The organism is Acinetobacter pittii, from assembly GCF_034064985.1.
GTDB lineage: Bacteria > Pseudomonadota > Gammaproteobacteria > Pseudomonadales > Moraxellaceae > Acinetobacter > Acinetobacter pittii_H.
Map to the genome: position 1 here is coordinate 2,664,986 of NZ_CP139249.1, position 14,464 is coordinate 2,679,449.

A 14,464-nucleotide genomic window follows, 5' to 3' on the forward strand; every position below is an offset into this window, starting at 1 on the left:
GCAGTTGATAACTAAAGTTAAAACATTGCTGCTCACAATGTTTTAACTCGTCTTTAATTTAGTTAAATATTGAACATTAAAATTTAAAGGTGTAATCAACATTCAACCGCGTTTCATTGGTCGAATGAAATGTCATATTACTTGGCATATCGTTGCGGTAGTGAGAAAAACGGGCTCGCATACCTAAGCCTTTGAACTTACCTTCAGGAATTTTATAACCCAAATCAAATTCCATCGACTCCTCTTTAAAACGTTGGTCGCCATATTGCAATAAATCAATGTCTTCACCTTTTGCGTAGCGAGTCATAAAACGCAGTCCGTTTAATGAAACATCACCTACCCGCGCATTTTTAAAGTCATACTCATAACGAATCGAATAGACTTTTTCGTCTTTATTTGAATAGTCCGAACTCATAAAATCAAGCACGACTGGACTTTCAGTTCCCGACAAAAATGGCAGACCAGTCGAGCCAAAAGACTGCATGTAGCCCAAAGAAACCGTATGATTTTGATAGTTCAAACCAAATAAGCCACTAATATGTCGGTTATCGACCTCTCCTATTTTTTTACTTCCAGTTTCTTCACTATTAAAAAACCGCACATCACTTAAAAAGTTAAGCTGATCATTTAAAGGCTGTTTGCCGTTAAAACCTAAAAACTGTTGCTGGTAAATGTCTTTGAGTTCAGCATGATAAGCACGCAAACGGTAGTCCTTTAACTGATAGCTTCCACCTAATGTATAAAAAGAATCGGTAGTTGCCGCTTTGTTAAAACGATGGTTGATATTGTCTGTTCCAACATCGGTATAACGAATCGAATCACGTTGACGTACTTCGTCGACGTAAAACCCTTCAAGTTGGAGATTTGGAATTTCATTTGAAACAAAGCGAATACCACGATAAGTCTGTGGAAACAAACGCGCTGGCGATGAAAATATGGTTGGTAACTGCGGAACCAAGTCCCCCACAAAAAGCTCATTTTTTCTAAATTTAGCCTTCCCTGTAATGCCTATTTTTCCATAATAATCATCACGCGAGTTATCAGGATTAACTGGCAATAAGCCACTACGCGCATAGTCATCAGCATGGCTTCCCATCAGGTTAAAACCTGCCATTGCCAGTACATCTACACCAAACCCAACTGTCCCTTCGGTATAACCAGACTGTCCTTTAAAAATTAAACCCTGCGCCCAATCTCTGGCTGCTGTATAAGGATATGGGTCTTTTTTATAGTCTCGGTCGAAGTAAAAATTACGCAGTGTCAGCTCAGCTTTACTGTCTGCAATAAACTCGGCATGCACAACTTGACTAAATAATGGGCACAAGCATACCCCCACCCATAATGGTGTCTTTTTCATTTTTTATCTCAACTATTTAATTTTTAATGGATTAATGTGCTGTTTTAAGAGAGTAGTTTTGCTCTTTTTGACTGCGGTAAAAAGCACTACCCAAACTTAAAATCAGGAAAATAGCCAAAATAAACACCACACCGTAATAAGCATATAGCGTTGCGGGTGCTATACCTTTATCCAGAAAAATGCCTGCGACCGTTGGCGATAAAATTGCCCCAATTCTTCCAAAACCAATTGCATACCCCACGCCACGACTACGAATTTCGGCATCGTAAATTGTTGGAGAAATCGAATATAAACCTGCTACACAGCCATTAATAAGTGTGCCAAGTAATAAACCCACCATGAGTGCAATGCTGACTTGAGATGAAACGGCAACAAATAGGAAAACACATGCAGACGTTAGTCCTAAAAACAGGCTTAAGGCATAGAAGATTTTCATACGTGATGCCAATAAACCGATAATGGCCGCCCCGAAAATCCCGCCAATACTAATTAAAATGCCGGTACTTACGCCTTGCTCTGGTGACATCCCCATTGAAATAAGAATTTTTGGTGTCCAGCTCATCACGAAGTAAAAGCCAAACATCACTAAAAAGAATGCAAACCATAAACAAAGTGTTTGAAATCCAAGTTGTCCAGCAAATAACTTGCCCAGTTCACTACCATTTTGCGTGCTGATTTTTTCATAACGCGGCATAACTGGTAATTCGTTTAGCCCCATACGATTTACAGTTGCATTAATTCGTTCTAGTGCCTGTTTTGGTCGTTTCGCGAGTAAGTAATCTAAAGATTCAGGTAATAACCATGCGCTGATCAGCAGCATTGCAATGGTAGTAACCCCTCCTGCTAAAAAGATTGAGCGCCAACCTAAATGCTCAATCAATGCCAGTGATAGTACCCCGCCCAGTGTCGCGCCAATTCCATAACCTGTAGACATTAAGCTCACTGCGAGACTGCGCCAGCGCACATTAGCATACTCACTTGCCAAGACATTACTACTCGCAAGAATGCCACCCACCCCAATTCCGGTAATAAACCGAAGTGCTGCCAACATGCCGTGGCTTTGTACAAAAGCACAGCCCAACATGCTCAGACCTGCAATGACAAGACAAACTAAGATGAGTAAACGGCGACCAATTTTATCGGCTAAAGGCGCGAGAAAAATGGAACCAGCAGCCATCCCAAAAAGGCCAGAACTTAACAACAAGCCAATTTGAGCACCTGAAAGTGACCATTCTGCTGACACGGATGGAGCGGTAAATGCCATTACCATCACGTCAAAGCCATCAATAATATTGAGACAAATACAGATCAAAATGACGAACCATTGGTAACGGCTCATGTTGTTTTGATTGATCTCACTTAGAACGTCTCTTTCCATTTGTGTATCTCCCTTAGATAAGACATACACACGACATTGCTAATATGAGCGATTGGGTGGTTATGCACATCCGTATCCATAATGACCTAGAGGAATATTTGTTTTTTGAGCATCCTGCTCTTTTTCTATACTGAATATTTGGATCCAAAAAATCAACTAAAATTATAAATGGATTATTAAAAAGTATATAAACACATAAATTATATAAGTATAAAATTATTAAAAACATAAAATTAGGATGCTTGAATATTTTTATGGATCCATATTAAAAAATCTATTATGATCGATTCCAGAGCATTTTTTAGCCAAAAAAAAGCTCAGTTTATTTCCAGGAAATGCAAGATGCATTTTTAAAACATCAAAGGATTGTTGTTATGAAACTCAAAAGAGTAAGCCAGCTTACATTGGGACTTTTTTTTGCCAGCCAGTTGTTTTACACAACGCAAGCAGCACCTCCAAAAAATCAACAACCACCTAACATCATGATTATTTTGGCCGATGATCTTGGATTTTCAGATATCGGTGCCTATGGCGGCGAAATTAAAACCCCTCATATTGATAGCCTGTTAAAACAAGGAAAAATACTTTTTAATTTTCATGCTTCATCAATGTGTTCACCTACTCGTGCACAGCTTATGACAGGTGCCGATAACCACTTGGTCGGTTTAGGTGCGATGTATGAAACTTCAAAACGACAAGAAAAAGTGGTTGGCGCCGATAGCCCGCGTGCACTCCTCAAAATTGATGGGTATTCAGGTCATTTAACGCAAAATGCTTATACACTCGCAGAGATTTTAAAGACAAAAGATTATTACACCTTCATGGTCGGTAAATGGCACTTAGGCTATGCTCCCGACCAAAACCCTAAAGCCCGTGGTTTTGATCAATCTTTTGCTCTGCTCGATGGCTTCGATTTACACTTTAAAGACCAACCTAAAAACTATCCGCGTAACACCCAATACACTGAAAATGGTCAAAAGGTTACATTGCCTGACAACTACTACTCGACCGACTTTTTTACACAAAAAGCGTTTGAGTACTTAGACAAAAATAAAGCGCAAAAACCATTTTTTGCCTACCTCGCCTATACCGCTCCACACTGGCCGCTACAAGCACCTGCTCATTATAGAGACTTATACAAAGGTAAATACGATCAAGGCTACGATGCAATTCGCAAACAACGCTTTGAACGTCAAAAGAAATTAGGATTAATTCCTGCAAATGCAGAATATCCAGTCGAGCGTGGCAATCAAGCTTTAGGAACCAAAAGCTGGAATGAACTCACCCCACAAGAGCGCAAATATGAAGCGCGTAAAATGGAAGTTTATGCGGGCATGGTTACCCAGTTAGACGACCGCGTGGGTGATGTCATTCAATATCTTAAAAAGCATCATTTATATGACAACACTTTGATTATGTTTATGTCAGATAACGGCGCTGAAGGCGGCGATCATAATTTCCCAATGGGGGATGCAGACAATCGTTATGAAAATATAGGCAACGCCAGCTCATATGTTTATATGGGATCACGTTGGGCTGAAGTGAGCAGCACACCATTTACGCACTGGAAGTCAGCTGCTTCAGAAGGCGGAGTACGAGTCCCATTTATTGTTAAATCACCTGTTCAGATTTCTAAACAACGTGGAATCAACAATAACTTTGCGACAGTAAGAGATATATTCCCAACTGTGATGAAGCTAGCGGGGATTCAAAATAATCAGGTTTATCCAACTTCAAGCACCAAAATTAAACCATCTGGTTTTAGTCTGATCCCTGCGTTTAAAGATAATACTGCCCGTATTCGTCCTGTTAATTTTTATGACTTTAAAGAATTACATGGCAGCCGCTACGCTAAAACTGACGAATGGAAACTTATTGAAAACTCTCCTTCTAAATTTAAGAGCCATGGTTGGGAACTCTACAATTTAAAAACAGATTTTAATGAGCAACATAATGTTTATGCAGAACATCCTGAAATCGTCAAAGTCTTAAATGATAAATATTTAAGATATGCCGATGAAAATGGTGTTGTAGATTTTGAGCAATACAACAAAAAGTAGAGAAAACCAGATGAAACAGATCATGATGCTTTCATCACTCCTCTTACTTTGTGCATGCCAAAAAACCACGCCTCAACTAGAACAGACCACCTTGCCCGACTTAGGCAGCAAAGCTAAATGTAATTCTTATTCAGGCCTTCCTTCGGGATGGCCTAACAATAAAGAAGCAGGCATGGTCAAGCTTCCGCAAGGAAAAATTGTTTTAGGCACTACACAAGGTTATGAAGATGAACGCCCATTAAATTTACAGACAACTTCCGTTCCCGCTTTTTTAATTGATGCAACTGAAGTCACCAATGCTCAATTTCAAGAGTTTGTTAAACAAACGGGTTATGTCACCGATGCAGAGAAGCAAGGCGGCGCAGCTATGTTTGTACAGCCAGATCATCCAGTTGAAGAATTACAGTGGTGGAAATTTGAAAAAGGGGCCAATTGGAAACACCCATGGGGCCCAAACAACCCTAAACAACCAGCACCTCACGAGCCTGTTCGCATGGTGACATGGAATGATGCCTATGCTTATGCAAACTGGCTGGGTCATGACTTACCGACTGAACTTGAATGGGAATATGCAGCCAAAGGTTTTCAGCAAAACTCCGATATTGGCCCTACTCATGAAGGCCATATTGTAGCCAACTTCTGGCAAGGTGAATTTCCATACAAAAATGTTCAGGAAGATGGTTTTAAGGATGTTGCCCCTGTTGGCTGTTTTAGTCAAAACCCATTTGGTTTATATGACTTGATTGGCAATGTATGGGAATGGACGCAAACACCCTATACAGGTCCACGAGATCACCATATGGGGGATCCATCGAAATATCGGCAAAGTCACGAACAGATTTTGCAATACACGATTAAAGGTGGATCTTATTTGTGCGCAACCAATTATTGCGCGCGTTATCGTGCTGCCGCGAGGCATCCACAGGAACTCGACCTTGCCACAAGCCATGTCGGATTTAGAACAGTAAAACGCTTTTAAACGGATTTAAAAATGAAGCATATTTTTATTTATGGGATTTTCTTCTCAGGGACAACCCTTGCCTGTTGTTTAGCTCATAGTGAAGTAGATGTTAATTTTCAAAATACACTCACACTAAAAACATTCAACTTCGACAGACAATATGAAAATGGTACTGGTCCCGATACTCATAGCTTGAGCCAAGGTCTGATTTATCGTGGTGACTGGTCAACCAAGCTTAATGATGTACAGCTCCACCTCAATCCAAGCATACAATATGCTTATCGTCTAAGTAGCGACCAACACACCAATGATATGGTCATACCCTTTGACCCTAACACCCAGAAACAAGCACAAGACCAAGTTAAATATGGCTTAGGTGCTGGAGTTGAATATCAAAACTTTCGCATGAATGTAGGTGAAATTATTCCCGACTCACCACTTACGCCACAAGTGGATACACATCAATTACGAGTGAACTACAAAGGCTTGGAATTAAAATATAAGACACCACAACAAAATTTCGAGCTGGGTTTAATTAACCGTTATTCACCTAAAAATGAGGAGGACTATCACAAACTCGCCATATCAAAACATGAATCTGACGGACTCTATTTCTTTCAATGGGACGGCAAAACACCGCGGTACCACTGGAAATTTTATAATGGTTACTTAACAGATCTCATCAATCAAAGTTACCTTGCTTTTGATTATCAATGGACAAAGCAGCACACCACAAAATTACGTGTGTTTCGCCACGATGATGTCGGTAAATCAAAGCTTGGTGAATATGACAATACATCCATAGGCGCTATGCATTTCATCAAACATGGCAACTTTACAACCGGAATTGGCTATCAAGAAAACTTTGGCAAAGATGGTATTCCAAAACTCGATAATATGCCCATCCCTCATATGGTGAACTGGACCTTAGGTGCGTTTACCAAAGCAGATGAAAAGTCTTATCATTTCGTTGCCTCGTATGACTTTAAAGACTACATCAAGGGTCTAAAAGTGACCTATAAATATATTTATGGCGATTCATTTCAGACCATGAATCAAAATGATTTTGAGCAAGAAAGTGATGTGTTGATTCAGTACGACCTAAATGCTTGGGTTAAAAATCTTAAGTTTCTTTTCTTAAATATTAACTACGACACCAAACATGGCAAAAGTCTGGATGAACAGCGCATGATGCTTCACTACACGGTTAATTTCTAAATTTTCACACGCCATAATGGCTATAACCACAGCCATTATGGATCCAAATTAAAATCAATAAAAATTTAGCCTCTAAAATTCAAAGTAATCACAAAAGTCTTTAATAGCAATTAAAAACATACAAAACAACCAAATCAAAAGATCAATATTTTTTAAAAAATATACTGCTTATCAATTGACCAATATTTTTATTTATTATAAATTGGATCCAATAAGTGATAAGGAGTCGTCACAATGTTTATTAAAAATGCTTGGTATGTTGCCTGCCGTCCAGAAGAAATCCAAGATAAACCATTAGGTCGCACCATCTGTGGTGAAAAAATCGTTTTTTATCGTGGCAAAGAAAACCAAGTTGCAGCCGTTGAAGATTTTTGTCCCCATCGCGGCGCCCCTCTTTCACTTGGCTATGTCGAAGATGGAAACCTTGTATGTGGTTATCATGGCTTAGTCATGGGCTGTGATGGAAAGACTGTTTCAATGCCAGCCCAACGTGTAAATGGTTTCCTTTGCAACAAAGCATATGCAGTTGTCGAAAAATTCGGTTTTATTTGGATATGGCCAGGCGAGAAAGCTTTAGCAGATGAAGCAAAACTGCCAACTTTAGAATGGGCAGATCATCCTGAATGGAGCTATGGCGGAGGCCTGTTTCACATTCACTGTGACTATCGCCTGATGGTCGACAACCTGATGGATTTAACCCACGAGACCTATGTTCACTCAAGCAGTATTGGGCAAAAAGAAATTGATGAATCATTACCAGTCACTAAAGTTGATGGTGATCATGTCATTACCGAACGCTATATGGAAAATGTGATCGCACCTCCATTTTGGCAAATGGCCCTTCGTGGTAACCACTTAGCAGATGATGTACCAGTTGACCGTTGGCAACGTTGTCACTTCTTTGCACCAAGCAATGTGCATATTGAAGTAGGTGTCGCACATGCTGGACATGGTGGTTATCACGCACCAAAAGACAAAAAAGTTTCCTCAATCGTGGTCGATTTTATTACACCGGAAACTGAAACATCACATTGGTATTTCTGGGGAATGGCACGTAACTTCCAACCTGACAATGCTGAACTCACCAATCAAATTCGTGAAGGCCAAGGCAAAATCTTTACTGAAGATTTAGAAATGCTGGAGCAACAACAACAAAACATTTTAAACAATCCACATCGCAAGTTACTGATGCTCAACATCGACGCAGGCGGTGTCCAGTCTCGTAAGGTGATTGAGCGACTACTTGCCGAAGAAAATAAAACACCTCCTGAAACGTCCGCACAAAAGTTTCCAAACATTCGGATTATTTAAAGGAGCATGAACATGGACGTTATTATTCAGAAAATTCACCAGCTCACCCCAACTATTCGTGCGTTTGAATTGGTTGCAGCAAATGGTACAGCGCTGCCGAGTTTTGAAGCAGGTGCACATATTGATGTGCACCTAAAAAACGGCCTCACCCGTCAATATTCACTTTCAAACTGCTGCACTGAAAAGCATCGCTATGTCATTGGTGTTTTACATGATGCCAATTCACGCGGTGGCTCACGTTGCATCCACACAGAATATCGTGAAGGCGATCATTTAAAAATTGGTGAACCGCGTAATTTATTTGAGATTCACCCACAAACCAAACAGGCAGTTTTATTTGCGGGGGGTATTGGTATTACCCCTATTTTGTCGATGGCGTATCGGCTTAAGTCAGCCAATATTCCTTTTGAATTGCACTACTTCGTTCGTAGTCATGAAATGATTGCCTTCTATGGCAACTTAACCGAACACTTTGGTGACCAAGTTCATTTTCACATTCAAGACCAACCAGACACCGAATGTAATATGGCAGAGGTTTTGGGCCAAGCTTCACCAGATAGACACTTATATGTATGCGGTCCGACAGGATTTATGCAGTTTGTCATGAGCTCAGCCGAACAAGCTGGCTGGCACAATGAACAGTTACATCAAGAGCATTTTGTCGCGCAAAAAGCAGATACATCTAACGATGAAGCTTTTACTATTGAAGTTAAAGGTACGGGCCGTCGAATTGAAGTACTACCAGAGCAAACTGCTACTGAAGCATTAATTGCAAATGGTTTTGATATTCCTGTTTCGTGTGAACAAGGCATTTGTGGGACCTGTATTACCCGCGTGGTAGAAGGCACACCTGATCATCGGGATCTATTTATGACTGATGAGGAACATGCTTTGAACGACCAATTTACGCCCTGCTGTTCTCGTGCAAAAACTAAAAACCTTGTGATTGAACTTTAATATTTAAGTTCCTTTATTCAAATATAAAGGAACTTATTTCAGCTTAAGCGCTGAGAACATTTCTGAGCGTTTCACCTAAAATCACTACACTACTGTGCTCACGCATTAAAGTTTCAGCACGCCCTGCCTGACGATGTACCAATGCATCAAAAATCGAACAATGCTGTAAATGTGCATAGTGCAAACGACGATATTCAGACAAAGCCTGATTCTGATCATAGGTAATGGCTTGAGCAGAAGCCATCGGCAATTGGTTGTTTTTTGCTAAGGCTTGTATGAGTGCAACGTTTTGCGCGCCCTCAATAATGGTGTCATGAAAAATGACATTAAAATGATGATAACGTTCTAATTCAGCATCGCCAAACTCGTCTTTTTCATTAAAGAGTTTTTCAGTTTCTTGAATGCAATCTTGCAGCGTCTTTTTCTGCTCTTCGCTTAAGCCTTGTTCTGCCAAAGTTTTCGCAGCCAACCCTTCGAGCACACCGCGCACTTCAAGCGCATCATGAACAAGTTGTTCTGAAATTTCACGAACCGTGTAACCACGAGTTGGATTTTTAATGAGGAGGCCTTCTTGCTCGAGCAAGCGAAAGGCAATACGAACAGGCTGCCTTGAAACACCAAGTAACTCGGCAGTCGGAATTTCGGCAATTCTGGCACCGCCTTCAAATTCCCCTGAAATAATCATTTTTCTTAGTTTAAGTAAAACTTGTTGTCCTGAAGACATTCGCTGCCACACATCACCAAAAACGTCACTTCGATGCTAGCAAGTTCATTTGTAAATTGAAATAAATTTTCTGTGTGAATCAGTACTTAAGCATTTCTATTAAGTTTAATAAATTAAATTGCAAACTACCTTTCATCAAAGGTTTTTAAGATTATTGACCATAATATCGAGATTATTACGGATTAAATAAGCCAAGTTAATATCAATGCCTTCAAGCATTTTTTCTTCAACTTTTAAAACCACTTCATTACATTTATTTAGCTTTTCAACACCGCTTTCAGTCAGGGTAATTAAAATACGGCGGCCATGTGTTGGGTCCGGTTTTTTCTCAATCCAGCCATTCACCAGTAAATCTTGCAAAATTTTGTTGGCAGATTGCGGCTTTATAAAAGAGCGCTCAGCAAGCTTGGCATTGGATAAATTACTTTTTGAAGCTAAAACAGAAAGTGCAGTAAATTGCGGTAAGGTAATTTCAAGCTCTTTTAAATGTTCTGTTAAATGTTTACTAATAATTCGGTCAACACGAGCAATCATGTAACTTAACTTAGGCTCATCTTCTACTTTTTTTGGAACTAAATTTGAACGTACCATAACCTTTCAATCATCATAAGAAAATCTGTAGTGAAAGTATGAGGTTCTAACCCCATACTTTCGTTAAAACTTAGCGAGCACCTGAGCTTTGTACTAAATGTACAGGCTGTTTAGGTTTTTTGACAAGAAGTAATGCAGAGATCGCTGCAATTAAAATCACAGGAATACTTGAACCAATCACGATGGTCGAGCTTTGTCCAAGCGAGAGTAAAAAACCAGCCATTAAAGGTCCTGCAAAAGAACCAATACGCCCAATTGCAACCGCCGCACCAACTCCAGTTCCACGCATTTCGGTTGGATAATACATAGCAGCCAGACCATACAACGCCGATTGTCCACCCACAATGAATAAGCCACAACCCACTGCCGAAAGTGCAAGTAAAGCCACGGTTGGAGATATTGCTAAACAGCACAGCGAAAATAAAATGCCGAGATAAATTAATTTAATCACAAAGCTCATGCGTAATTTATCAAGTAATACACCCATGAGGATTGAACCTAAAATTCCGCCAACGTTGTAGCCCATCTGTACATAGTTTGCTTGTAGTTTTGATAGGCCTTGCGCACCCATGAGTAACGGCAACCAGTTCAATAAGAAGTACAACACGACTAATGTGCAGAAAAAACTGACCCAAAGCTGAATCGTCGACATACGACGCTCTTTCGCAAATAAAACTTCCAAAAATGGCGTCGTTTTTTGCGCTTGAACCTTACGTTGCAGATAGTCATTTGACTCAGGTAAAAAGCGCATAATCAGTGGGATTAGTAAAATAGGAGCAATGCCACCAATATAGAAAATATGACGCCACTCTGCATCGCCTGCCAACGACATAGCGACAACAGAAGTGAGTAATCCACCAAAAGGAATGCCACTATACATAATACTCACTGCGGTGCCTTTGTGCTGGTCAGGTACAGCTTCAGAGGCAAGTGTAATCATCATTGGTAATGCCCCTCCCATTCCTAAACCTGTACAAAAACGAATGAGTAAGAGCAAACTAAAGTTAGCAGCATAAGCCGTTAGCAAAGACATAATTCCAAAAAGTAAAATACTAAAAATTAGAATTTTCTTACGCCCGACAATATCTGCAAATCTACCGCCTAATATCGCACCTGGTAAGGTCCCTAAAATTGCAGCACTAAATGCCCACGCCATCTGCGCATTGTCTAACATAAACTCAGCCCGCATTCGTGGAGCGGCTACCCCCATTGATTGAAGATCAAACCCTTCAAAAATTGCTATAGCAAAGCACAGTAGCAACGTGATTTTTGCCCTTGAAGGCTGTCCTGATATTTTTTCCATTGTGTTGTCCTTTATTGACTAGTCGTTCCATTTAGCCCTTTGTGTATTGTTGTTTAAACACATCAAAAATATCAGTTAAACTTACTAAAAAATCAACATATTTTTATATTAAATTAATTTAAAAAATAATTAATACTTAAAATACAACGAATTAAAAAATATTTATGAAATTTTATAAAAAAGACTTGAATGTAAGTTTAACTGATATTAGATTAAATCCCAGAATAGCTAAAAATCATTCAAGGAGTATGAAGATGAGTTATGAAAACCGCTGGGAAACAGTAGATGTTAAAGTTGAAGATGGAATTGCATGGGTCACTCTAAACCGTCCGGAAAAGAAAAATGCCATGAGCCCAACACTCAATCGCGAAATGATTGATGTGCTAGAAACTCTTGAGCTTGATCAAGATGCACGTGTTTTAGTTTTGACGGGTGCTGGTGACTCTTGGACAGCGGGTATGGATTTGAAGGAATATTTCCGTGAAGTCGACACTCAGCCTGAAATTTTCCAAGAACGTATTCGCCGCGACTCATGTCGCTGGCAGTGGCAACTTCTTCGCATGTATTCAAAACCAACAATTGCTATGGTCAACGGCTGGTGCTTTGGAGGCGGTTTCTCACCTTTAGTGGCTTGTGACCTCGCAATTGCAGCAGATGAAGCAACTTTCGGTTTATCTGAAATTAACTGGGGTATCCCACCGGGCAACCTTGTAAGTAAAGCAATGGCAGATACCGTAGGTCATCGTGCATCTTTGTACTACATCATGACGGGTAAAACCTTTGGCGGTAAAGAAGCTGAAACTATGGGCTTGGTAAATAAAAGCGTACCGCTTGCCCAATTAAAAGCAGAAGTGACTGAGCTTGCAAATTGCTTACTTGAGAAAAACCCTGTGGTTCTTCGTACCGCTAAAAATGGATTTAAGCGTTGTCGTGAACTCACTTGGGACCAAAACGAAGACTACTTATATGCCAAGCTTGATCAATGTATCCACCGTGATACAGAAAACGGTCGCCAAGAAGGTTTGAAACAATTTTTAGATGAAAAATCAATTAAACCGGGTTTACAGAGTTATAAACGTACTGGTTAACTTTTGATACTTTAATGGCAATGTAAGGACGCAACCCATGCAAAATGTACAGTTACTTATTCACGGTCAATCTGTTGATGCATCAAATCAGGCAACTTTTGAGCGTATTAGTCCAATTGATGGAACGGTAGCAACTAAAGCTGCTGCTGCAACATTGGAAGATGTTGATCGTGCAATCGATTCGGCACAGCAAGCTTTTAAAGTATGGTCGAAACTCTCGCCTACCGAGCGCCGTTTACGTTTATTAAAAGCAGCCGATTTAATGGACCAAAAAACCGAGCAATTCATTCAAACTGGAATGCAAGAAACAGGTTCAACTGCAACATGGTATGGGTTTAACGTTCACCTTGCTGCCAACATGTTACGTGAAGCAGCAGCAATGACCACACAAATTGACGGGAGTCTGATTCCGTCAGATGTGCCGGGCAATCTTGCGATGGGTGTACGAGTTCCTTGCGGTGTGATTGTAGGGATCGCACCTTGGAATGCGCCTGTCATTTTGGCAACACGTGCGCTTGCCATGCCTTTGGCTTGTGGCAACACCGTTGTATTAAAAGCATCGGAAGCCTGCCCAGCAACACATCGTCTGATTGGTGAAGTGTTACATGAAGCAGGTCTTGGTGATGGTGTGGTGAATGTGATTACGCATGCCGCTGAAGATGCACCACAAATCGTGGAGCGCTTAGTGTCTCATCCAGCTGTGAAGCGCATTAATTTTACGGGTTCAACCAAAGTCGGAAAAATTATTGCCGAGACTGCTGCTAAATATTTAAAACCTGTTTTACTCGAACTCGGTGGTAAGGCCCCTGTCGTGGTTTTAAATGAAGCTGACATTAATGAAGCCGTAAATGCAGTCGCTTTTGGAGCGTTCTTTAATCAGGGTCAAATCTGTATGTCGACCGAACGTGTTTTGGTTCAAGACAATATTGCTGACCAGTTTATTGAGAAGCTGATTGAGAAAACCCGCTCTATTCGGGCAGGTAATCCGACTTCAAAAGACAATGTACTCGGTGTTTTAGAAAGTCGACGTGCTGCAAACCGCATTCAGCATTTACTGGAAGATGCACAAAGCAAAGGTGCTGACTTACCTTTAGGTATTCATATTGAAGACACCACCATGCAACCGACGCTGGTGCTCAATATTAAACCTGACATGCTGCTTTACCGTGAAGAATCATTTGGACCTGTATGCACAGTTCAACGCTTTTCAAGCATTGAAGAAGGTGTAGCACTGGCAAATGACAGCGAGTTTGGTCTGTCTTCGGCAGTGTTTAGCCAGAATATTTCACAAGCATTAGAAGTCGCTCAACAGATTGATTCGGGTATTTGTCACATTAACGGCGCAACCGTACATGATGAAGCGCAAATGCCATTTGGCGGAACAAAATCGAGTGGTTACGGTCGTTTTGGTAGTAAAGTCTCTGTTGCCGAATTTACCGAACTACGCTGGATCACCATTCAAACCCAATCACGTCATTACCCGATTTAGTCAGGGTAATGCGGACACAAACATATT

Annotated in this window: 12 protein-coding genes; 7 read left to right on the forward strand and 5 right to left on the reverse strand. The window is 40.5% G+C overall.

From position 1 onward, the window contains the following. Positions 1 to 76 precede the first annotated feature (76 nt). Complete coding sequence (gene vanP, locus SOI76_RS12835) at positions 77 to 1,357, reverse strand: OprD family outer membrane porin (RefSeq protein WP_104079413.1); 1,281 nt, start codon at positions 1,355 to 1,357, stop codon at positions 77 to 79. Between the two features lie 31 nt (positions 1,358 to 1,388). Further along, positions 1,389 to 2,735, reverse strand: a complete 1,347-nt coding sequence (gene vanK, locus SOI76_RS12840; RefSeq protein ID WP_104079412.1) for an MFS transporter — start codon at positions 2,733 to 2,735, stop codon at positions 1,389 to 1,391. Between the two features lie 374 nt (positions 2,736 to 3,109). On the opposite strand from vanK, the gene SOI76_RS12845 reads away from it, so the two are divergent. The 5 genes from SOI76_RS12845 (at position 3,110) to SOI76_RS12865 (ending at position 9,242) form a co-directional block, all read left to right on the forward strand. After that, positions 3,110 to 4,795: an arylsulfatase gene (locus SOI76_RS12845; RefSeq protein ID WP_104079476.1), complete on the forward strand. Its 1,686-nt coding sequence runs from the start codon at positions 3,110 to 3,112 to the stop codon at positions 4,793 to 4,795. Positions 4,796 to 4,820: 25 nt separating this feature from the next. Next, positions 4,821 to 5,774 (forward strand): formylglycine-generating enzyme family protein, encoded by a 954-nt coding sequence (locus SOI76_RS12850; RefSeq protein WP_104079477.1) that lies wholly within the window; start codon positions 4,821 to 4,823, stop codon positions 5,772 to 5,774. Between the two features lie 12 nt (positions 5,775 to 5,786). After that, a complete protein-coding gene (locus SOI76_RS12855) occupies positions 5,787 to 6,974 on the forward strand; it encodes an OprD family outer membrane porin (protein WP_104079411.1) in 1,188 nt (395 codons plus the stop codon). Positions 6,975 to 7,208: 234 nt separating this feature from the next. Then, a complete protein-coding gene (locus SOI76_RS12860) occupies positions 7,209 to 8,285 on the forward strand; it encodes an aromatic ring-hydroxylating oxygenase subunit alpha (RefSeq protein ID WP_104079410.1) in 1,077 nt (358 codons plus the stop codon). A gap of 12 nt (positions 8,286 to 8,297) precedes the next feature. Next, positions 8,298 to 9,242: a PDR/VanB family oxidoreductase gene (locus tag SOI76_RS12865; RefSeq protein ID WP_104079409.1), complete on the forward strand. Its 945-nt coding sequence runs from the start codon at positions 8,298 to 8,300 to the stop codon at positions 9,240 to 9,242. 43 nt (positions 9,243 to 9,285) lie between these two features. Here SOI76_RS12865 and vanR read toward each other — a convergent pair whose 3' ends face one another. From vanR to mhpT, 3 genes are all read right to left on the reverse strand, one after another. Beyond that, entirely contained in the window at positions 9,286 to 9,978 is a 693-nt protein-coding gene (gene vanR, locus SOI76_RS12870) for a GntR family transcriptional regulator (RefSeq protein ID WP_104079408.1), read from the reverse strand. A gap of 123 nt (positions 9,979 to 10,101) precedes the next feature. Beyond that, entirely contained in the window at positions 10,102 to 10,557 is a 456-nt protein-coding gene (locus SOI76_RS12875; RefSeq protein WP_014206159.1) for a MarR family winged helix-turn-helix transcriptional regulator, read from the reverse strand. A 70-nt stretch (positions 10,558 to 10,627) separates the two neighbouring features. Continuing rightward, entirely contained in the window at positions 10,628 to 11,860 is a 1,233-nt protein-coding gene (gene mhpT, locus SOI76_RS12880) for a 3-(3-hydroxy-phenyl)propionate transporter MhpT (protein ID WP_017386392.1), read from the reverse strand. A gap of 248 nt (positions 11,861 to 12,108) precedes the next feature. Here mhpT and hcaA point away from each other — a divergent pair, with 248 nt between their 5' ends. Then, positions 12,109 to 12,948: a p-hydroxycinnamoyl CoA hydratase/lyase gene (gene hcaA, locus SOI76_RS12885; protein ID WP_171293219.1), complete on the forward strand. Its 840-nt coding sequence runs from the start codon at positions 12,109 to 12,111 to the stop codon at positions 12,946 to 12,948. A 37-nt stretch (positions 12,949 to 12,985) separates the two neighbouring features. Then, complete coding sequence (gene hcaB, locus SOI76_RS12890; RefSeq protein ID WP_104079406.1) at positions 12,986 to 14,437, forward strand: aldehyde dehydrogenase; 1,452 nt, start codon at positions 12,986 to 12,988, stop codon at positions 14,435 to 14,437. Positions 14,438 to 14,464: the final 27 nt, after the last annotated feature.

Bases quoted from the DNA above. Each gene is read 5' to 3' on its own strand.
- hcaB (WP_104079406.1), top strand. From the start codon at position 12,986: ATGCAAAATGTACAGTTACTTATTCACGGTCAATCTGTTGATGCATCA.
- vanP (WP_104079413.1), bottom strand. From the start codon at position 1,357: ATGAAAAAGACACCATTATGGGTGGGGGTATGCTTGTGCCCATTATTT.
- hcaA (WP_171293219.1), top strand. From the start codon at position 12,109: ATGAAGATGAGTTATGAAAACCGCTGGGAAACAGTAGATGTTAAAGTT.
- mhpT (WP_017386392.1), bottom strand. From the start codon at position 11,860: ATGGAAAAAATATCAGGACAGCCTTCAAGGGCAAAAATCACGTTGCTA.
- SOI76_RS12875 (WP_014206159.1), bottom strand. From the start codon at position 10,557: ATGGTACGTTCAAATTTAGTTCCAAAAAAAGTAGAAGATGAGCCTAAG.
- SOI76_RS12860 (WP_104079410.1), top strand. From the start codon at position 7,209: ATGTTTATTAAAAATGCTTGGTATGTTGCCTGCCGTCCAGAAGAAATC.
- SOI76_RS12855 (WP_104079411.1), top strand. From the start codon at position 5,787: ATGAAGCATATTTTTATTTATGGGATTTTCTTCTCAGGGACAACCCTT.
- SOI76_RS12865 (WP_104079409.1), top strand. From the start codon at position 8,298: ATGGACGTTATTATTCAGAAAATTCACCAGCTCACCCCAACTATTCGT.
- SOI76_RS12845 (WP_104079476.1), top strand. From the start codon at position 3,110: ATGAAACTCAAAAGAGTAAGCCAGCTTACATTGGGACTTTTTTTTGCC.
- vanK (WP_104079412.1), bottom strand. From the start codon at position 2,735: ATGGAAAGAGACGTTCTAAGTGAGATCAATCAAAACAACATGAGCCGT.
- SOI76_RS12850 (WP_104079477.1), top strand. From the start codon at position 4,821: ATGCTTTCATCACTCCTCTTACTTTGTGCATGCCAAAAAACCACGCCT.